At 45.1% G+C, this 20,825-nt stretch carries 20 protein-coding genes; 8 read left to right on the top strand and 12 right to left on the bottom strand.

Annotated features, from left to right (window positions below):
- Position 1 precedes the first annotated feature (1 nt).
- From MD536_RS14250 to MD536_RS14235, 4 genes are read right to left on the bottom strand one after another with little or no spacing between them, the layout of a single operon-like run.
- Entirely contained in the window at positions 2 to 331 is a 330-nt protein-coding gene (locus tag MD536_RS14250) for a hypothetical protein (protein ID WP_239601297.1), read from the bottom strand.
- Positions 324 to 902, bottom strand: coding sequence for an RNA polymerase sigma factor (locus tag MD536_RS14245; RefSeq protein ID WP_239601296.1), 579 nt, complete (start codon positions 900 to 902; stop codon positions 324 to 326). The genes MD536_RS14250 and MD536_RS14245 overlap by 8 nt, the downstream gene beginning before the upstream one ends.
- 39 nt (positions 903 to 941) lie before the next feature.
- Positions 942 to 3,788 (bottom strand): TonB-dependent receptor, encoded by a 2,847-nt coding sequence (locus MD536_RS14240; protein ID WP_239601295.1) that lies wholly within the window; start codon positions 3,786 to 3,788, stop codon positions 942 to 944.
- Between the two features lie 45 nt (positions 3,789 to 3,833).
- Complete coding sequence (locus MD536_RS14235; protein WP_239601294.1) at positions 3,834 to 5,153, bottom strand: voltage-gated chloride channel family protein; 1,320 nt, start codon at positions 5,151 to 5,153, stop codon at positions 3,834 to 3,836.
- Positions 5,154 to 5,210: 57 nt separating this feature from the next.
- On the opposite strand from MD536_RS14235, the gene MD536_RS14230 reads away from it, so the two are divergent.
- Positions 5,211 to 6,122, top strand: a complete 912-nt coding sequence (locus tag MD536_RS14230; RefSeq protein ID WP_239601293.1) for a S66 peptidase family protein — start codon at positions 5,211 to 5,213, stop codon at positions 6,120 to 6,122.
- Here MD536_RS14230 and MD536_RS14225 read toward each other — a convergent pair whose 3' ends face one another.
- Positions 6,123 to 6,821, bottom strand: a complete 699-nt coding sequence (locus tag MD536_RS14225) for a copper resistance protein NlpE (protein WP_239601291.1) — start codon at positions 6,819 to 6,821, stop codon at positions 6,123 to 6,125. It abuts the gene before it with no gap.
- 182 nt (positions 6,822 to 7,003) lie between these two features.
- Between MD536_RS14225 and MD536_RS14220 the strand changes: the two genes are divergently transcribed.
- Complete coding sequence (locus tag MD536_RS14220) at positions 7,004 to 7,948, top strand: hydrogen peroxide-inducible genes activator (RefSeq protein WP_239601289.1); 945 nt, start codon at positions 7,004 to 7,006, stop codon at positions 7,946 to 7,948.
- 14 nt (positions 7,949 to 7,962) lie between these two features.
- On the opposite strand, the gene MD536_RS14215 is transcribed toward MD536_RS14220, so the two are convergent.
- Entirely contained in the window at positions 7,963 to 8,772 is an 810-nt protein-coding gene (locus MD536_RS14215; protein WP_239601287.1) for an alpha/beta hydrolase, read from the bottom strand.
- 79 nt (positions 8,773 to 8,851) lie between these two features.
- Here MD536_RS14215 and MD536_RS14210 point away from each other — a divergent pair, with 79 nt between their 5' ends.
- The gene (locus MD536_RS14210) at positions 8,852 to 10,003 is read left to right on the top strand and encodes a hypothetical protein (protein ID WP_239601286.1); all 1,152 of its coding nucleotides are present in this window, start codon (positions 8,852 to 8,854) and stop codon (positions 10,001 to 10,003) included.
- On the opposite strand, the gene bla is transcribed toward MD536_RS14210, so the two are convergent.
- From bla to MD536_RS14190, 4 genes are all read right to left on the bottom strand, one after another.
- A complete protein-coding gene (bla, locus tag MD536_RS14205) occupies positions 10,000 to 11,196 on the bottom strand; it encodes a subclass B1 metallo-beta-lactamase (protein WP_239601284.1) in 1,197 nt (398 codons plus the stop codon). The two genes, MD536_RS14210 and bla, sit on opposite strands and share 4 nt — an antisense overlap.
- Positions 11,138 to 11,998, bottom strand: coding sequence for an alpha/beta fold hydrolase (locus MD536_RS14200; RefSeq protein WP_239601283.1), 861 nt, complete (start codon positions 11,996 to 11,998; stop codon positions 11,138 to 11,140). The genes bla and MD536_RS14200 overlap by 59 nt, the downstream gene beginning before the upstream one ends.
- Positions 11,999 to 12,097: 99 nt before the next feature.
- A complete protein-coding gene (locus MD536_RS14195; protein WP_239601282.1) occupies positions 12,098 to 12,343 on the bottom strand; it encodes a hypothetical protein in 246 nt (81 codons plus the stop codon).
- Positions 12,291 to 13,154 (bottom strand): serine hydrolase domain-containing protein, encoded by an 864-nt coding sequence (locus tag MD536_RS14190; protein WP_239601281.1) that lies wholly within the window; start codon positions 13,152 to 13,154, stop codon positions 12,291 to 12,293. Before MD536_RS14190 ends, MD536_RS14195 begins: the two co-directional genes overlap by 53 nt.
- Positions 13,155 to 13,248: 94 nt before the next feature.
- Between MD536_RS14190 and MD536_RS14185 the strand changes: the two genes are divergently transcribed.
- From MD536_RS14185 to MD536_RS14175, 3 genes are read left to right on the top strand one after another with little or no spacing between them, the layout of a single operon-like run.
- Complete coding sequence (locus MD536_RS14185; protein ID WP_239601280.1) at positions 13,249 to 14,100, top strand: alpha/beta fold hydrolase; 852 nt, start codon at positions 13,249 to 13,251, stop codon at positions 14,098 to 14,100.
- Positions 14,101 to 14,104: 4 nt separating this feature from the next.
- The gene (locus MD536_RS14180) at positions 14,105 to 14,596 is read left to right on the top strand and encodes an RNA polymerase sigma factor (RefSeq protein ID WP_234866965.1); all 492 of its coding nucleotides are present in this window, start codon (positions 14,105 to 14,107) and stop codon (positions 14,594 to 14,596) included.
- Positions 14,583 to 15,194: a hypothetical protein gene (locus tag MD536_RS14175; protein WP_239601278.1), complete on the top strand. Its 612-nt coding sequence runs from the start codon at positions 14,583 to 14,585 to the stop codon at positions 15,192 to 15,194. The genes MD536_RS14180 and MD536_RS14175 overlap by 14 nt, the downstream gene beginning before the upstream one ends.
- Positions 15,195 to 15,210: 16 nt before the next feature.
- On the opposite strand, the gene MD536_RS14170 is transcribed toward MD536_RS14175, so the two are convergent.
- Together MD536_RS14170 and MD536_RS14165 are read right to left on the bottom strand one after the other, a co-directional pair.
- Positions 15,211 to 15,993 carry an alpha/beta hydrolase gene (locus tag MD536_RS14170; protein ID WP_239601276.1) on the bottom strand — a complete coding sequence of 261 codons (783 nt, stop codon included), beginning with the start codon at positions 15,991 to 15,993 and terminating at the stop codon, positions 15,211 to 15,213.
- 107 nt (positions 15,994 to 16,100) lie between these two features.
- Positions 16,101 to 18,083 (bottom strand): KUP/HAK/KT family potassium transporter, encoded by a 1,983-nt coding sequence (locus MD536_RS14165; RefSeq protein WP_239601271.1) that lies wholly within the window; start codon positions 18,081 to 18,083, stop codon positions 16,101 to 16,103.
- Positions 18,084 to 18,279: 196 nt separating this feature from the next.
- On the opposite strand from MD536_RS14165, the gene MD536_RS14160 reads away from it, so the two are divergent.
- Entirely contained in the window at positions 18,280 to 19,815 is a 1,536-nt protein-coding gene (locus tag MD536_RS14160; protein WP_239601269.1) for a hypothetical protein, read from the top strand.
- Positions 19,816 to 19,827: 12 nt separating this feature from the next.
- Positions 19,828 to 20,817 (top strand): hypothetical protein, encoded by a 990-nt coding sequence (locus tag MD536_RS14155; protein ID WP_239601267.1) that lies wholly within the window; start codon positions 19,828 to 19,830, stop codon positions 20,815 to 20,817.
- Positions 20,818 to 20,825 lie beyond the last annotated feature (8 nt).

Genomic DNA, 20,825 nt, shown 5'->3' with positions numbered 1-20,825 from the left:
ATCAGGGTTGATTAAATCCATTCTCCAGTATATTGGAGGGTTGGAAGCTGTAGTCTTGTGCCAGACTTACCAGTTGATCAGTTGTCTCTTCCGGAACCGACCGATTGGCAGTTATGGTTAGAATGTTTATCAGGATGATGGTGCCCACTAACGCAGCAGCCACAACAGGTTTGGATAGAAAGGCAGCCAACCATCCCCAACTGCTTTTCTCCTGCTCCAGTTTCGTTCTGATGCGCGTATACAGATGAGGGTTAGCAGTGGCTGGCTGGATGCCCTCCAAACTGCTCATCGCTTTCGCGACCTGCTCCTGTACCTGATTTTTATTAGTCATCTCTGTGTGTTTGATAATAGTTAGTCAATGTTTTTTGCAGATTGGTTTTGGCCCGGTTTAACAATGCTTCCACAGCCCCGTCCGTTGTTTCCATTACCTGTGCTATTTCCTTTATGGCCAGTCCTTCGATCTTCTGCAAGCTGTATGCCACCTGTTGCTGTTCCGGTAATTTACGAATCGCTTTAAACAAAACCTGCGCTTCCTGCTTTTTCTCCAACTGTACACCCGGATGCAGAAAATTTCCGGGTTCCTGCTCTTGTTCTTCCTCCGATCCTAAAAGCGGCACCAGGAAGCCAAATCGTTTCTTGCGTTTTCTTTTTCTGATGCAATCGAGCGACTGGTGTACCGCTATTTTATACAACCAGGTCTGGATACTGGATTCGCCTCTGAATTGTTGAACCGATTTCCAGGCAGTTATAAAAACATCCTGTGTTATCTCCTCTGCATCCTCTGCCTGCTGTACCAATCCAAGTGCTGTGTTGTATATCCTGTCTTTCCAATCTTCCACCAGTTGATGAAACGCTGTTTCATCTCCCTCTCGGAGCAGTTTTATAAATTGGGGATCGGTCACCTTTCTTTCTGATTGCCTGTTTCAGCCCCAATTTACAGGTTAATTCATCGTTCCACCAAATCCACCCGGACCGCCATATCCGCCGGGACCACCACCTGGTCCCCATGTACCCTGACGACGCTGCTGTGCCGGTGCCTTACCAAAATTTTTGATCCGGTAAGAAAAGGTCAGCATGAAATATTGTGTCAGTACCTGTGTCTGATTGTCTTCAATATAGTTCGGTTGAATCGTTCTGCTGATGCTTCGGTTCTGCTTCAATAAGTCAAATACGCTTAAACGCAGTTCTCCTTTCTGATCCTTCAGGAATTTTTTTCCAACACCCATATTCCACAACCAGAAGTTCTGATTGAATGCGGCGGTCAAACCACGGAACAGTTGATTGTTGATATCGGTATTGAAGATCCATCCGTTTTTACTCAGCAGGTTTACTCCCAGGCCGGCAGACTGACTGAAATAATTATTATTCAGCGATTGCTGGAAACTGTTTTTAACTGTACTGTAATTCGCATTGTAATTCAGGTTGAAATCAACATACTCACTGATATTGCTGGCGATGATCATTCCTCCACTCCAGGTGGTATTACGTGCAATGTTGGATACACTGTTGATGATACCAGGAGTTTTGCTGAAATTCCCTCCGGCATTAAAAGTCAGGTTCGATTTTATGGCTTTGAATGGAAAGGAATAAGTGAACATAGTATTGGCCGACCAATATCCATTCAGGTTGACCGGCTTGGATAACTGTGCTCCTTCTCTTAGTGTAACCGTTGGTGTTAGTACGGAATCAGAAAAAGCGGTATAGGTTGCATTGGTGATAAAATTATCCGATTGTGTTGCAAAAAAGTTCACAAAAAAACTATTGCCTTTTCTGCTATTGGTATAGGTGTACCGGCCACCAACGCGGTTACTCACGGTCTGTTCGAGCTCCGGGTTACCGGTATTCAGGAATAAAGGATTGGTGTTGTTGATCACATTCTGCAACTGATTTACAGAAGGGTTGTTGGTACTGCTTCTGTAAAAGATGCGGATATTGCTTCTCTCGCTTAGCTTCTTGCGGAAGAAGGCATTTGGCAACAAATTGCTGAATGTCTTTTTCAGGTTGCCCGTTTGCGGATAGGTTTGGTTGTTATCAAGCGTGGTATGCTGTGCATCCAGTCCGATATTGAGGTTCATGTTACGATCCCCGATCCTGTAGGTAACACCCCCACGATGTGTCGTAACCTCATTTACAAACACATTGGATAAACTGGTATCCAGGATGCTGAACTTATCCGTAGTATTGTCAAATGCCCAGGTGCGTTGATCCGCATCGCTTTTGGTAAAGGATGGGTTGTAGCTGAATTGCAATTGTCCGCGTTTGCCAATTGGTTCAGTATAGGAAATGTTTCCGGATAAATTATAGCCTTTGGTATCTGCCAACTGTTGCTGCAACAGAGAGTCATTGGTTGGTATACCAGCTTTGTAAAAAGTTGAAATTGCAGAAACATCCTTCTGGCTGTTTCGGTCATTGATCCCCGTTGTAATTCCAACCGAAATGGATCTGCCTCTTTTTCCAAAGGAGTGGCGGTACAACAGGGTGTTATTGAAGTTGTAACCATTTCCGGTGGTTCGGTTCCGGTTTTCGGTTTCGCTGATCAAATCGCCATTTTGTTGTGTCTGAATGCCGCTGATATTGTTCTGAATATCATTTTTCTGATAGCTAAAACTGGGTATGATCAAAAGCGTATTGTTGGAATCTATCTTGTACTCCATCCGCATATTGACACGGTGGTTGAAATTCTTGTTTTCACTGAGTGATTCTTCATTGTACAACGTGCTGGAATCCGGGCGAATGAATTGTTCGCGGGTCGATCTGGAATCATTCTCATTGTTGGCATTGTTGAAGAAATAACTGCCGCTTACATTGAAATTCTTTCCCCAAAGATCGCTGAAGTTGATGCCCAATGCATTGGTGGTTGTAATTCCATTTGAACCAGGAACCTGGAAGTTGCCACCACCACCTCTGCCAGCACCACCACCCCGGCCACTTCCACCACCTGAAAGTCCCAACAGGTCAGAGCTTGAGAAGTTTTGCTGATTGATATTGTTAAAAAGTCCTACAACAGAAATCCTGCGTTCCTTATTAAAGAAATTGACAGAGCCACCACCCTGGTAGCGATCATTTGTTCCATAACCAGCGTATACCCTGCCGAACTGCCCGGCCCTGCGATCTTCTTTGGTTACAATATTGATGGCCTTATAACCCTGACCATCATCAAAACCGGTCAATTGTGCCTGGTCGCTCAGGCGATCAAATACCTGGATTTTATCCACTACATCGGCAGGCAGGTTACGCAACGCGGCCGTGGCATCATCTCCAAAGAACTCACGACCATCCACTGTTACTTTACGCACCTGTTCTCCCTGGGCTTTGACCTGTCCATTCTCTATAGATACACCTGGCATTTTTTTAACCAGGTCTTCCACATTTGCATCGGGATTCACTTTGAACTGGCTGGCATTGAACTGAACAGTGTCGCCTTTCTGCTGGGCCGGAGGAGTAGTTGCTTTTACTACTACTTCTTCCAGGGCATCTTCGCCTTTTGCCAGGCGGATGGTGCCCAAACTGGTTTCACCTCCCCTCAGGGTTACCAATTTTTCAAATGGGGCAAAACCAACAAAGGAGATGGCAATTTTGTAAGATCCATTCGGGATTTCAGTAAAACTAAAGGAGCCGGTTTTATCCGTTACTGCATTTCTGCTGAAATTACTGTTCCTCAGTTGTACAGTGGCGCCAGTTAAGGGCGATTTGGCGGTACTATCTTCAATCTTACCCGTAATACGGTTTTGTGCATAGGAAGGTAAAATTGAAACCAAAATCAGCGCGAGTCCAAGAAAATACTTCATATTATATAGGTCTGTGAAGTATTGGACGCTGATTCTTATAAAAACCTACGGCTCCTCCTCAATCTTTTTTAAAAACTTTCCGGTTTTTGGTAACAGGCTCCGTTGAGAACTATAGATGCCGGTATGGCCACTGAAATAATAGGCAGTAAAACAGGCAATGGCAAAGAACAGAAAATGCTCTCCACCGAACAGTTCAATTCCCATAATTGTACAGGCAATAGGGGTATTGGTGGCTGCAGCAAACACAGCAATAAAACCAAGCCCTGCCATCAGGTCTATCGGGGCCCCCATCCAAACGGCCAGGACGTTCCCAAGTGTAGCACCGATAAAAAACAGGGGGGTTACCTCACCTCCTTTGAATCCCATCCCTATGGTAATGGCTGTGAATAACAGTTTCCATGCCCAGCTAAACGGTTGAGCTCCGCCCGTGCTGAAAGCAGAACTGATGGTGACAACGGATGGGTCGGCATTCCAGACTCCCAAACCCAGGTAGTCCTGGTTGCCCGGTATCATACTGAGTCCAATTACAAGTAACCCGCCAGCAATGGGTATCAGCCAGGGCCTGGGAATCAGCATATTGGAGATATGTTTAACCTGGTTGGTTAGGATACTGAAACAGGCACTAACCAGTCCAGCGCAGGCTCCAAGAATAATGACCTTGACCAGCAGCATGCCCGAATTCCACCAGTTTTCCGGCGCTGTGAGTGTTATCGCCTCTGATAAAATGGAATAGCTCACATGTCCAACGCCCCAGAACTGGCAGGCGATATCAGCCAGCAAACTGGCAATCAGGCAGGGGAGTAGTGCGGTATGCAGGATCTGTCCGAGAAATAACACTTCCACAGCAAATAAGGCACCGGTTACCGGGGTACCAAATACAGCCCCAAATCCGGCTGCCATTCCGCAGAGTAGCAGGGTTTTGCGGTCTTCCTGACCCAGCCGGAAAGGTTTTGCCAATGCATCTGCAAGGCTGCCTCCCATCTGAACGGCGGTTCCTTCACGCCCGGCTGATCCGCCAAACAAATGGGTGATCAGGGTAGCAATCAATACCAGTGGGGCCAGCCTTAGTGGAACGCCAGTACTGGGCTCATGAATTTCATCCAGGATCAGATTGTTCCCTTTCTCTGTTCTTTTTCCAGCCAGGTCATACATGAAATAGATTAGTACACCAGCCGCTGGTAAAAAAGCAAGTAGCCAGGGGCTTTGAAGCCGGATGTTAGTGACTTCCTCCAACGACCAAAGAAAAAAGGCTACCAGGCTTCCAACCAAAATCGCAAGGGGGATTGCCAAAATGGTCCACCGAATCAGGAACCAGGATATCCGGGCTTGTTCAGGCGCCTTCCATTTTTGTTGTAAACCTTTCATGTGTAATAAAAATACACAAGTTAAGAGGGAATAGGGAAGGAAACCGATATTTGAAATATGATTTATCCTCCCTACTTACAAAAAGGCGATACCATTGGAATGGTTTGTCCGGCTGGTTTTATGGCCCCTGAAAAATGGCAAACCTGCGTTCAAACCCTGCAGGACTGGGGATTTAAGGTGGAGCTGGGAGCTACTATGAATAGTGCATCAACTACCTATTTCTCAGGTACGGATGAAGAGCGCAAACTGGATCTGCAACGTATGCTGGATGATAAAAAAATCAAAGCTATTCTTTGCGGAAGAGGCGGTTATGGGATGGGGCGAATCATAGATCAGCTTGATTTTAAAAAATTCGAACGTCGCCCCAAATGGATCATTGGCTTCAGCGATATCACGGTGCTGCATGCGCACCTGAACAGGGTAATAGGAATTGCAAGCATTCATGGACCCATGGCTGCGGCTTTCAATGAAGGAGGAGATGAAAACCCCTATGTTCAATCACTCAAAGCAATGTTGCTCGGAACAAAAGCTGAATACAATGCGGCACCTCATGCTTTTAATATTGCAGGAACTGCACAGGGTCGATTGGTAGGCGGCAACCTGAGTTTGATTGCCCACCTCCTTGGAACAAGATCTGCCTTTAAAACAAAAGGTAAACTACTTTTCCTGGAGGATGTGGGGGAACAATTGTATAATGTAGATCGTATGTTCTATCAGTTAAAAAGGGCTGGCGTGCTGGATGGATTAGCCGGACTGGTTCTAGGTGGGTTTACAGATAATAAAGATACAGAACGCCCCTTTGGCCAAACAGTGGAAGAAATCCTGCATCACCTGGTTAAGGATTGTGAATACCCGGTTTGCTTTGGTTTTCCGGTTAGTCATGAGAAAGAAAATTTCGCGCTGAAAGTGGGAGCGAAGTATCAGTTGCTGGTTTCTCCGTCAGAAGTGCGACTGATAGAGAAAGGCTGATCACTGGCAGCCCGTTGCAAGCTGCTCCGAAACGGAATTAAGTTTAACCTGGAAAGTTAAGCCAGTACTATCGGTAGCCGGCTGCAATTCAATGGTAGCCCGAACAAATACTCCTTCAGCAAGTTTGGCTGCCTGTTTTGCAAAAAAACGATTAGCTTCTTTCACACCGTTATCGCTAATCAGCTCCCAAATTTTTGATAGTCCGCAGGGTTGAAAAATTCCCTGGTTTTTTTCAATTTTCAGAAATCCATTCGTTAAAAACGGACGGGTGACCGGATTGTCAGGTTGGGTTGTTTGTTCAAGACTGTAATCCAGTCCGGTTATCATCTCAGAGCCATCTTTGTCCAGTTGCACGATCCTGTCTTCCATGATCTTAAATCTGCGGGCGCTGTCATCTGCAGCACCCAGGGTAAGAATATCACCCTCCCGGCTGAAACTACCAAAACTGCCCAGAGGCTGACTTTGTTCTCCAATGTACGATTCGGATAGAAAATAGGTGCTGTCATCCAGTATAGCCAATTCAGTAAATATTCCTTCACAACTGGCACAGGGTAATGTATCTGCATAGTAGGAAGCCAGTTCAGTAAGTGATATGGCTGCTCGGGTTTCGGGAACAGTTATGTCAGTAGTTACTTCAATACCATCATTACAGGCCAGCCAGCCCAGGGCAAGCAGGGCCATAAAGTGGGTTCGTTGCATTGGAGGAAATTTGACCCAATATAATGAAAAAAGCCACCCGTATGGACGAGTGGCTTTAGTGTGCTTACTACCAACCAGTGACTTAAGCAAAAATTTTATGTTCGTTATAATTCAAATTTATCCTTTTTTCAGATAGTGAAAGGATTGATTAATTTTATGCATACATAGATTCTATCTATCAAATGACACTTACCCAGCTTGAATATATACTAGCAGTAGATGAGCACCGGCATTTTGCTACGGCAGCTGCGCATTGTTATGTAACCCAGCCAACCCTTAGCATGCAGATTCAGAAAATGGAAGAGGAAATGGGGTTGAAAATCTTTGATCGCAGCAGGCAACCGGTAATACCCACGCCGTTGGGTGAGTTGGTGCTGGAGCATGCCAGGAGGGTGATGCGGGAAGCAAAACTGCTGGAAGATGTGATAAAGGAAAAGCAGGGGCTGATACATGGAGAGTTGCGCCTTGGTATCATTCCTACGCTGGCTCCCTATCTGCTGCCCATATTTCTTCCATCCTTTCTGGAAAAATATCCGGAGCTGCAATTGAAGGTAAAAGAGATGACAACCGATAACCTGGTGGATGCAGTTGCCAAAGGCAGATTGGATATGGCGCTGGTAGTAACACCGCTGAATAATAAAGGAATAGAAGAATACCCTCTTTTTTATGAAGAGATGATGGCCTATGTATCGCGCAAGCATGCAGCGTATAAAAAAACCTACATGCTGGCAAAGGACATAGATGTGCATGATCTCTGGTTGCTGGAAGAAGGACATTGTTTTCGGGATCAGATCCTGAATCTTTGTGAATTGCAGCAGGCACATAAAGACCTGCTTTTGTTTGAGTACGAAGCCGGGAGCCTCGAAACATTGAAGAAAATGGTGGAAACCAATCGTGGCATTACTATTTTACCTGAATTGGCTACCTATGATTTGACTGCTTCCCAGCAACGCATGTTACGGCATTTTAAAACACCTGCACCCATGAGGGAGGTTAGCCTGATTGCCAGCAAAACTTTTGTGAAGGAGAAGCTGCTCGAAGCGCTGAAGGAATGTGTGCTGTCCAGTTTACCTGAAAAAATACGAAAGAATAAACCCCGAAATGTTATTCCTGTTCAGGAGGGCTAACGTTTATGGGTATCCTAATACCTTAATACAGAATCAATCGCGGCCTGATAGGCAGGAAATCTTGTAAGATCATTATGACTTCCCTCTTCTATCGTTACAAATTTATCGGCTGCTTTTAATAGGGGTTTCAGTCTGCTTGCATTGGAATAAGGAACAACACCATCATCCGTGCCCTGTAGTATCAGAATGGGCGCTTTAACCTGTTGGATATACTGGTAGGTAGGGAATTTCATTTTTATCATCCGGCTCACCGGGTAAATAGGAAGATAGCGACTGAACAATGACGTAATACTGTAATAGGGTGTTTCAAGAATCAGTGTTTGGGTGGCCGACTCAGTTGCCAGTCGGGTCGCAATTCCCGTCCCCAGGCTCTTGCCATAAATAAAAATACTATCAGCTCCATATTGGGCTCTGGCCAGTTTGTAGGTTTGTTTCGCAAACTGATGAAGCTGTTCTTCCGTCAGTTCCCCGGTGCTTTTGCCAAAGCCCGGATAATCGGGCATCCACACTTCAAGTCCCCTGCTGGTAAAATAACTGGCATAGTTGGCATAATGCGAGATGTTTTTTTTGTTGCCATGAAAATATAGGACAGCGCCTGATGCCGGTTTACTACTGTCTGAAGCAGGTAAAAACCGCACTACATTCATGTTAACCCCTTCTTTAATGGGGATATTCATTTCCCTAAAGGGTTGCTCAAATTTATAGGGACTTGATTTTGTTAATGGTTCAGGGTGAAACAAAAAATAATCCTGTAAATAATAAACCGCGATTCCAATCACCGCATACAATACCACTGCAATTTGAAGTCCTTTCAGCCATTTCATCCGGCAAAAATAAGAAAGCAGCCTGCTCCTCTTGCAGGTAATTAAATTAATACTAAATTGAATATGAAAATAGTAACATATGAACAGAGGTGTTTCACTTATAACGCTTGTAATTGCCCTGTTTTCGGTATTACAGCTTTCTGCACAAACCGAAGGGCAGGAGGAGAAACTAAACCTACCGGGAGATAACCTGAACCTCTATGCTGTTATGAAGATGTTCCAGGAATCGGAGACCCTGGAAATATTTGAAAAAAAACTCAACGAAGAAGATAACCGGATCAATAACCTGGATCTGAACGGAGATGATGAAATCGATTATATTAAGGTCCTTGATGAAGTGGATGGGGATGTTCACAATATAATTCTGCAGGTTGCTTTGAATGATAAGGAGAAACAGGATATAGCAGTATTCACGGTGGAGAAAATCAAAGATGGCCAGGTGCGGATTCAATTAACCGGCGATGAAGAACTCTATGGCAAGGATTATATTATTGAACCCAATATGACAGAAGGCGCTTCCAATGGGAGGCCCAATCCTGGTTATACAGGCAAAACTCAAAAAATCGAAGACAAGATTATTGTAGCCAATTCAGTTCCCCAAACTGAAATTGCCACCTGGCCGGTGGTGGTGTATATGTACCAGCCAACCTATGTAGTATGGCGCTCTCCCTATTACTATGGATATTATCCGCCCTGGTGGAGGCCCTGGCGCCCCTGGTACTGGCACCAGTACTATGGATACCATTACAACTGGTACTTCCATTACTATGGATTCTATAGAAGAAGTTACTACCACTACTATCCCGGCTGGTCTGTTTTTTATTACAGCAACCGCAGATCGGTTTCAATAACAGTCACCAACAGACGCAGATCCGGCTATTACCGGTCTACTTATTCCAGACCTGAATTGAGAAGAGATGGGATGGCGATGTATACTCAAAAACATCCCGATCGGCCAGTGCTGAAACCAGGGGTAAATCGCCCTGCACCCAGGCCAACACCCAGCAAACCTACAGTAACCAGGCCTGCTCCCTCGAGGCCAGCACCTACAAAACCTGGAGTAGAACGCCCTGTTGCAAGACCAAATCCACAGCAACCAGCCACCCGACCAACAAAACCCGTTAACAGGCCTGCACCTTCAACGCGTCCGTCCCCTTCAACACGCCCGGCACCGAAACCAGCCACCAGACCGGCAACCCGCCCGGTTAAAAAACCGGGTGGAGGAAATTAATGATCTACACTGATAACGCGGGTGATCAGCCAACGGTCACCCTCTTTTTTCCATACCATGATGTTTTTAAAACTGCCGCAGTCCATTTTTCGATTCTCAATATGGCAGAATCGATGGCGGTTGACCTGGATCGCACCCGAACCCGGAACAGGATACACTTCTAATGTACCAGGTTCCATATCCCTACGAAAACCAGTTTCTGTATTTCGCTCAAACAACTGTTTTGATTTCATTCGGGTTTGTTCATAATTGTCCTTGCCTCCTTTATCATGATAGAATTCCAGGTCAGGAGAAAAATAAGACATGACTTCATCCAACTGGCGTCGGTTAAACGCATCAAAAAAGGCGCTGTCCAAAGCCTGGATTTTTTGATACAAGCTATCCTTGTTTGTAGCCATGCCTGATTTAGCGATCTCAGGTACCGCAAACAGGGTGGCAGTAAATGCCAGCAGGGTTCCATCCCCATATGGACCATGTCCGGGTACTACTGTTGCTACCTCCGGATAAGCAGCCTGAACAGCCTGAATGGTCTTACTCCAACTGGTGATATTGGCATCGCCCACAAATCCAAATCCTGCATCCAGCGACTTAACGAGGCAACCTCCAAACAATGCCTTATACTCCGGTACATAACTGACTATATTGTCTTTCGTATGTCCTTCTCCGAAATATCGGTTGATCACCTGTTTGCCATTTATCAGTAGTACCTGTTCTCCTTTGAAAACCTCCCTCGGCAAAGGACTGCCCGCCGCTTTCGCCAGCTCCCTGGTCAGTTCATTTGAGATTGAAGTGATACCCGCTTTATGAAACTCCGCCAATCCAGCCAGGCAATCATTATGAAAATGATTTATAACAACAGCCTTCACCTTTAGCTTCCATTTCTTTCTTAACACCCGGATCAGCTCAATACTTGCTGTATCAGATGCGGGAGTGTCAAACACAACAGCAGAATCTCCACTAATATAGATCATACCGTTGCATCCTACTTTACCCCATTTGTCGGTTTGCAGATAAGATTCATGTACCAACAGGTTGGGCTGAATGGGGGTGATCTTCAAATGCGAAGACGCATAGGTTTTCGGTTGTGCCTGCAGGTTGTATCCCATTGCAAGGCTTACTACTATGAGTATCGCCCTACTGATACAGGTCCATCCAGGCAAGGAGTTTTTCTTCAAACAAGGTTGCTTCTTCATATGGAGGGTTATGTGCACTGTGTTCAAATGATTCAAGTGTAATGTCTGAAAACTGTTTCATCAGACCAGTCCACTGATCCGCGGGACCAGCGAGGTAATCGAATTTTCCATGCGCCAGCCATACCGGCACATAGAAATCCGTCAGCCCCTGGGTTATATCAATATCTCTGAAAACAATTCCCCACAAATAATCTATCGCCGGCATATTGGTATATACCTCAGTCCAGAAAGCACCAGCATCCATTTCAAGATTCAACCAACTCTTGGGTGCCAATGCCAGGTTATACAAGAGGAAGGATTTATCCGGTTCAGCTTCAATGGCCGCTGGTAATGCTTCCATATTGGCACGAAAGGCATTGATACGTTCCGGCTCTGCCAATGTTTCAAAATGCAAATCAGCCAGTGCATGATTTCCCGTAGAGAGGGAGGTGGCCATGCCTGTCAGGATTACTCCCTTAACGTGATCGGCATATTTTTTTGCATATTCCAATGCCATAAAACCATGACCACTGTGACCTACAACCCAGCATCGCGTCCAACCTAGTTCTCTTCGCAACGCATCCATATCTTCAATGATCTCCTCCAATGCATACAGTTCTTCTACTGGTTCTGTGCTCTCGGGAGGAATGCTAAAGCCACGGTGGTCAGCAAATACAAAATCAAGTTTCTCTTTAAGGGATGCAGAGAACAGACGATGATAAAAAAGTCTGCTTCCAATTACGAATACTGGTTCGCCTTTTCCTTCTCTTAAATAGTGGAGCTTAAAGCCATTTCTTTCTATAAAGCCTTCCTGGATTTTCATATCGGATCTTGCTTTGGGGTACGGGAATTTCGGTCAGTTTTATTAACAGCCCGCAATATACTACAGCAACGGTTTTGTAAGGATGTAAATGGTAAGCAATTATTCACATGATTGAATTATTAAACGCATGATTTCTCCTACTCGTTGATTCGTCCATCTTGTTACTACTACCAGTTCATTTTTATAATCAATTATGATATAATTACCACCATATCCTGCTGCATAATATAAATCCGTAGGCGCTCCTTTCAATGACTGATCACTGTTGTTCCACCATAGATATCCATACGCTTTATTGGCAGGCGATGGTGCAAGTGCCTGCTGTATCCAGTTTTCTGAGAGCACCTCCACTTACTGATTGTACCTGCAAGCCATCCATAGTTACCCATGAATTGGAATAACCATACCATCTCCAGGTAGTGGAAGCTCCAATAGGGTCCTGTATCTTTTCTTTTAATACCTGCGGCAATGGCTTTCGCCATACCTGCAATAGCGCATATGCAAGCAGATTCACCCGGATATCATTGTATTTGAAAAAAGTACCCGGTTCATTTAGTTTCCTGTTTTTCCAATCGTCAATAGTTCCTTCACGGGGAGGCCTGTCGGCCCAGTCCTGCTGACCGAATAATTCACCCGACCAATCCGAACTCTGGTTTAATAAATGTTCCCAGGTAATCTTGCTGTTATGCGGACTATCAAAGGATCCATCCCAAACATAGTTGTTCAGCTTGTCGCGGGTAGAACGAATTAGTCCCTGGTCTACTGCCAATCCTGCTATGGTGGATAAATAACTTTTCGTAACACTAAAGGTCATGTCCACCCGCTCGATATCTCCCCAACTGGCAACGATGTATCCCTTTCTGATAATCAGTCCGGCTGGCTTACCCCTGTCCTTCATGGGCCCCAGAATCTGGTAACCCGGTTCACGCTGATAGGATTTATAGGCAGCAATTCTCAGGTCGGTATCCAGCTCAATTTCAGATCGTTTTGCCAGTGCTACGGCACTGTCCAGCAGTTGTTGGTTCATACCCAGTTTGGCGGCCGGTTGCCGTATCCAGTTACTGTCGGGATAGTACCCTTGCTGCGCAAAACTTGTCAGGGTAAAACAGGCAGTTATCAACTGAAACAGCAGAATCTGAACAGGATTTCTTTTCATTACAGAAAGGTACAGCAGGGGACTGAAAAAAAATCCTGGAATTCTGTAATGCAGTGATACCTCCTGCATCTATAGAAGTATAAAACCTGAAAATATGAACCTTCGAATCATGCTTTACCTGGCAATTTTTATTGGGTTAACCATCAGATCCCAGGCCCAATATGCATTTAATATAGAAGTAAGCGGTAAAGGTCCGGCCCTGCTGCTGATTCCCGGCTATAGCTGCAGTGGAGAGGTTTGGAAAGAAACAGTGGCAACCCTTAATAATCAATACGAGTGTCATGTACTAACACTGGCCGGTTATGCGGGACAACCGGCTATTGATACACCTGTACTGAAAACTGTAAAAGGAGATATCATTCGCTATGTAAAAGATAAAAAACTAACCAAACCTGTACTGGTAGGGCATAGCCTCGGAGCTTTTATGAGTATCTGGGTGGCAAGCGAAGCACCGGAGCTTTTTGGCAAACTCGTTTGTGTGGATGGTGTTCCTTTTATTTCAGCATTAGGCAGACCTCAAATCACAGTTGATTCAGTCAAGAATAATCCGGCATTCAATCCGGAACTGGTGATCCGCAACTTTATGAACCTGCCGGATAAAGGGTTTATTGATCAAACAGCCATGGCTATGCGCTGGCAGGTAGCCGATACCGCTAGAGCCAGGCAGATTGCGATCTGGCAATACAAAAGCGACCGTAAAACACTTGCTACTACCTTGCTGGAAATGTCTACCACCGATCTTCGCGCTGCATTAAAACAAATTCCTCAACCTGTATTGGTAATGGGCAGTATTTATCAGACAAAGGAGCAGTCTGAGCGTTGGCTGAAGCTGCAATACGAGCAAACACCTGACCTTGAAATTAAAGTTGCCGATAGTAAACATTTCATCATGTACGATCAGCCGAATTGGTTTATAACTGAATTAACTGCATTTTTAAACAAATAAGCAGGTGAAGCAACACAAAGAATTTACGGATCTCTACGAGCAGTACGCTCCCGGTATACTAAAACTCTGTATGGGTTATACCGGAGACCGTACGCAGGCGGAGGACCTGTTGCAGGAAGTCTTTCTATCTGTCTGGAACAATATGCACAAGTTTCGACAGGAAGCTTCCTGGAAAACCTGGATTTACAGAATCGCAGTCAATACCTGCCTCACCTATTTGAGGAAGCGTAAGTTGAAAACCGTGGATATTGATGAACACCCGGTTGCACAGTTACAGGAGGAAAAATCAAACCGGGAGCAGGAAGTACAGTTGTTGTACACCTGCATCAGCAAACTTCCGGAAGCCGATCGTCTTCTTATTTCCATGGTGCTGGAAGATCAGTCCTATGAGGAAATTGCTGCAGTAGTTGACATCAGTGTGAACAACCTGCGCGTGAAAATTCATCGTATTAAAAAACAACTGACAGAAATCTATAATCAATATGCAAGACTTTGATGCACTGAAAAAAATCTGGCAGGAGGAGCCAGGTAAAGCCAGGCAGATTTCTTCACCTGCTGAACTTAGCAGTACCTCCCAGCGAAATAGAAAATGGCTGAAGAACACCCAACTGATTGGTGCCATCGGGCAGATCTTTACAGCAGCATTCATTACCTGGATGATCTTTTTTGGCAATTTTGGATTCAAGTTCTGGTACACCTATTTATCCATGAGCTTAGTTGTGTTGCTTTGTCTGATGCAGGCCGCTTTCATGTTTTATACGTATGGCAAAATCAAAGCGATTGATGAAAGTCTTAGTCCGGCTGAACACCTGCGGCAATGGGAAGAATACTATGCGATCCGGAAAAAACAGTTGACTTTTCAGGGCCCCGTTTTTACCATGCTGCTCAGTGTTGTCATCGGCATCTACTACATCGAAATTCTGAGTGGACGTCCTTTTTGGCCTTCCCTGATTATTGTTGTCGTAACCATTGCCTGGATTCTATTTGCCTATTTTTATCTCGGGAAAAAAAGTATAAAAAAAGAAACTGGGCGTTTGCAGTCCATTATCGATGAATTGAAACAGGTGAAAGAACAGTTCTCAACCAACGATTAAGAGTTAACCCGCTGACTCAATACTTTAAAATATCTCTCAAAAAATTATGGTATTCCGGATAGGAGGGCAGGTTATTATGCCCTCCGCCTTCAATTCGGATCAATGTGATTTTGGAACGATTGATGGCCTGTAATTTTTCACTGTGCCGGATGGGAATCAGCCAGTCGCGCGTGCCATGAAGTATATAGGTGTGACAATTCACATGCCGGATCCATTTGTCTGTCCGGAGGTGATAACGCAATACCACAGACACCGGCAGGATGGGCAGAAATCGTTCCACTACTTTTTTGAAACTATAATAGGGCGCGTCCAGGATCAGGTAACGGGGCCGATTATCCGAAGCCAGTTTGGCGGCAAATCCACTGCCTATACTTCTGCCATAAACAATGATATGATGTTCAGGGTACTGGCGGGTAAGTTCTGTGTAGACAAACTGGATATCTGAAAGCAATTGTTTCTCGCTTCTCTTGCCGGTGCTTTTTCCAAAGCCGCGGTAATCAATCAGCACTACGTCATAGTTGTACCGGTAAAAATCCCGGGCATATTTGGCCCAGCCCTTAATACTGCGACTATTGCCATGCAGGTAGAGGATTAATCCATCCGGTTTGTCGCGGTAAAAATGCAGTCCATTGATACTGACCCCTGGCTCCGGATGAAAGAACAATTCCCGAAATGGACTATCATATTTAAACTCAAAATCAGCCGCCAGTTTCTCCGGTTTGAAAATCAGTTTTTCCTGCAGGAAATATCCCAGCACGCTCAGGAGCAATATGGTAAGGAAGATGTATAGGAATAGCATAGATGTGAGATGTCAGACGTGAGAAGGGAGGAAAGGAAGATGCAAAAAGGAGGAAAGGGAGCCTGGTCTTCCATTCCTCCCGTCTTCCATTCCTCCCTCTTCCATGCTCACTCCTCCTCATGATACACCCGCTTCAACCGAATCGTTGTAACCGGTGCAACAATCAGTGGGAACTTCTCTACCACCACATTGGAGGGATCGAGTCCAAATCCTCTTTCTTCAGACAGGCTGATTTCTTTCAGCCAGAAATAAATCTTCATAATGATCCGCTCAAAGAATGGCAGCTCATTGTCCTGGCTCAGGTATTTTTCCATCACGATGAACTGGAAATCACCCACCACATTGTTTCGCTCCAGGCTTTCGTACCGGCTGTAAATATTCACTTCCTTGTTGTTCACCAGTTCTTCCACCACCTTGCGGAACAGCAGGTTGATTTTGGGTTCCATCCGGAAACCCAGCCTGAACTCCACCCGAATAATATCATTGGGAATGATATGATCCACCACATACTCACAGGTATAAGGATCATCCAGCGTATCCACATGCACAAACCAATAAATGTCGGCCCGCTTGGGTTTCTTGTTCAGGATGGAATAAATGATCTTATGTTCAATCTCTTTGGGATTGTTCGCACTGGTCATATACACCAGGTGAGTGGCATGTTTCGGAACCGTTTTATCATTGCTGAGTTCCTGGATCATGGGTACATAATGCTCCAGCCGAACAAATTCCACATAACGATTTTTGATCTTGCGACTCCGGTACGATACATACATGATGATGAACATACCCAGCCCAATAATCAGGGTGATATAACCCCCATGGGTAAACTTTTCCAGCAAGGCTACCAGGAAAGTGATTTCAATCACCAGGAAGGTAACCAGAAACAGGTAGATCAGTCCCGAATTAATCCTGCGTGCCACCATATAATTTGAAAACAGGATCGTGGTAGTAATCAGGGTAACTATAATCGCCAACCCATAGGCAGCTTCCATACGGGAAGATTCCTTAAAGTAGAGTACAATGCCCACGCAACCTATAAACATCATCGTGTTGATACCCGGTATAAACAACTGGCCTTTTTCTTCGGAAGGATATCGAATCTTCAGCCTGGGCCACAAATTGAGTCGCATCGCTTCACTGATCAGGGTATAAGCACCGGAGATCATTGCCTGGCTGGCGATAATGGCAGCAGTGGTGGCAATGATCACACCTGGTATAATAAACCATTGTGGCATCAGGTCGTAAAAAGCATTAATACCCAGCTCTGCTTTTGCCGCAGGGGTAACTTCAATGCCGGTACGATTGGCCAGCAAAAACGCGCCCTGTCCGAAATAATTCAGCAACAGGCAGGTTTTTACATAAATCCAGGAGAAACGTATATTATCCCGACCGCAATGTCCCAGGTCACTATAGAGCGCTTCCGCACCCGTGGTACAAAGGAATACCGCACCCAGCAACCAGATCGCCTTGGGATAGGTAGCCAAAAAGTTGACCGCGTAATAAGGATTGATCGCCTTTAAAATGGATAAATCATCTGTAATATGCAATACCCCCAAAATACCCAGCATGGTAAACCAGACCATCATAATGGGACCGAACATCTTTCCAATGGAAGCAGTCCCAAACTGCTGCATAAAAAAGAACAGCGATATAATCGCCAATACAATATATACAATGGTGGAAGTCTGCAATTCATGAAATACCGGCAACTCTCTTAACCCTTCAATGGAAGAAGTAATGGTCATGGGAGGGGTGATGATACCATCCGCCATCAGGGAAGCCCCCCCAATCATGGCAGGTACTACCAGCCATTTTTTTCTTCGCCGTACCAATGCATACAGGGCAAAGGTTCCGCCTTCCCCCCGGTTATCTGCCCGCAATACCAACCACACATACTTAACCGTGGTTACCAGGGTGAGGGTCCAGATAATACAGGACAAAGCTCCAACAATCAAATCCTCCGTGACAGTCCTGCCGGATATAATCGCGTTAAATACATAGAGAGGAGAAGTTCCAATATCACCGTAAATAATTCCTAAAGCAATTAAGAGGCCTCCTAAGGAGACTTTGTCTAAATTTTTTCCCACTGTTAGACTATTGCGCCGGCATTCAACTGCCGACTGGTATTCAGAATAGACCAGCTATATGGATGGTCGTCTTGCAAAGGTATAGTTAAAATAATCATACCTTATGCATATGTTGTGAACATAAACAACCGACTGGTGCGTAAAATTGTCCTATAAATATCTGCAATGGATATTACCTTTAACTAAAGCGTACGAAATGAAAATCAAACTCGTATTGTTTGGCATTTTTTTATTGGCCCTTATTAATGTAAACGCCCAGGCTCCCCGGATAGTATATACGGAGCCTGAAAAGGAAGACTCACGCCGTACCTCTTTTGAGATCCTGGGAAAAATTAATGGAAGCCTGCTGATCTATAAAAATAACCGGACAGAACATGCCATTTCCATCTATGATGATGAAATGAAGTCGCAGGATCGGGTACTCATGGACTTTATGCCCGACCGCGTAATCAATGTGGATTATATTACCTATCCGGAAAAGATCCTGTTCTTTTATCAGTACCAGCGCAAACGGGTAGTGTATTGTGATTATATCGCTATCGGCGCCAATGGTAAACCCCTGGGTAACCCTGTAACCCTGGATACCACCGAAATCGGTTATACATCCAGCAATAAGATCTATACCGTCATCAATAGTGACGACAAACAAAAGATCATGTTGTTTAAGGTGAATAGCAGCAATCCCCGTAAATTCTTCATCACTTCTTTCCTCTACGATGAGAACCTGGCCCTGATCACCCGCAATTTCAGCCAGGTGGATATGGATGAAAAGGGAGATTATTTCTCTGATTTTCACCTTAGCAATGCCGGAGAACTGGTGGTAGCCCGCTTTTCAAGAGCCGGCAACTCTGATTTCATATCCGGGGTCAATATGTTAATCAAACACCCCGATTCCCTGGGCTTCAGTATCCGGAATGTCGAAATCGGTAAACAGATTCTCGACAACCTGCTCATGAAAATCGATAATAGTAACAACCGGGTGATTCTGGCTTCCTTTTTCTCCCGGCAGAAAAGAGGAAATATAGAAGGACTCTACCTGGTGAACTGGGATAAAGGCAATAATGCCAAAGTCATGGATACGGCAATTGTGTTTACAGACGACCTCCGGGTAATGGCCAAAGGAACCGATGCTAATAAAAAATCCGCCTTCAATGATTTCTTTATCAAAAATATCTTTACCCGGAAAGATGGTGGTTTTGCTATCGTGAGTGAGTCTCTTTATACCACTTCCCGCAATAATGGTTTCAACAGGTGGGATTATATGGGCTGGGGCAACCCCTGGTTCGGTCCCATGAATTACGGGTATTGGTCGCCGGTATATTCCCCCTTTGGTATGCCCTGGAACCGCTATGGCTGGAACAACAACCCCATGAACCGCTATTTTGCTGAAAACGTTTTGGTGATTTCCTTCAGCCAGGATGGTACCAAGGAATGGAATAATGTGATTACCAAAAATCAGTTCGACGACGAGAGCGATAACCTGATTTCTTATGGAATCATGAATACAGGCGGGGAAGTTCACTTTCTTTTTAATACTTTCGAAAGAAGAACTTTTGTATTGACCGACCAAAGCCTGGATCCAACGGGTAAGATTACCCGCTATCCAACTTTGAAAAACCTGGATAAGGGATACGATTTCATGCCTAGATTCGCGAAGCAGGTGAGTGGCAGGCAGATCGTCATACCCTGCCTGTACAGGAATTACCTGTGCTTCGCCAGGGTCGATTTTTAAAACCCAGCCAACGTGATAGGAGTTTTCAGGCAAAAAAATCCAGGCAATGCCCTCATCCTGCTGATTTATGCCTTTGTACTAAAATTCCCGCTATTTCTGCATTCTACTGCTCCGCTAAAGCAGGAGGATGATAATTATCTCTATAAGTTATTACTCAAAACCCTTGCTCCCTTCTTTGGTGAGCAAGGGTTTTTTTATCCCCTGCTGGCCTTTTTATTACTCTACCTGCAGGCCAGCCTTCTCAATCGGATCGCCAATACCATCAAACTCCTGCCCAAGCCCAATTACCTTTTCGGGATGGCCTTCCTGCTGGTTAGCAGCCTGCTGCCGGAATGGAACCAGTTCTCCAGCACCCTGTTGGTAAACTTTGCCCTGATCTGGATCTGGTATGGCATGGTGCGCTGGTACAATAACCAACGGGCCATGGGCGCCATCTTTAATACCTCCCTGCTGGCGGGAATCCTGCCTTTATTATATACCCCTTCCATCGGATTTGTGCTAATGGTAATCCTGGGCATTTTTATTACCCGCCCGCTCCGGATTGGTGAATTCGTAGTAGCCCTGATCGGCTATATGGCACCTTTTTATTTTCTGCTGGTGGTGATGTACCTGACCGATAACTGGCACCCGGAAGAACTGATCCCCTCCATCCAGTTCCACCTGCCCAAATTGCCGGAATCACTCTGGACTACAGGTGGTATTTTACTGCTGGTCATTCCTTTTTTGGTTGGCGCCTTTTTCGTGCAGGACAACCTGAATAAAATGCTGATCCAGGTACGAAAGAACTGGAGTTTGCTGTTGTTGATCCTGCTGGTCGGACTCATTGTCATTCTTGTAAATCCGGGTGACAATTACCAGCACTGGATGCTGAGTGTGATTCCCATCGCCTGTTTTCATGCGGCAGCCTATTTTTATCCCAATAAAAAATTGTTCCCCCTGATTCTACATTGGCTGCTCTTTGCCTTTGTGATGGCCATCAATTTCATTACTTTTGCGCCTTAAATTATCGT

Origin of the sequence: Flavihumibacter cheonanensis (genome assembly GCF_022352215.1) — a bacterium.
Lineage (GTDB): Bacteria > Bacteroidota > Bacteroidia > Chitinophagales > Chitinophagaceae > Flavihumibacter > Flavihumibacter cheonanensis.
This window is presented reverse-complemented; position numbering and strand designations above follow the sequence as displayed.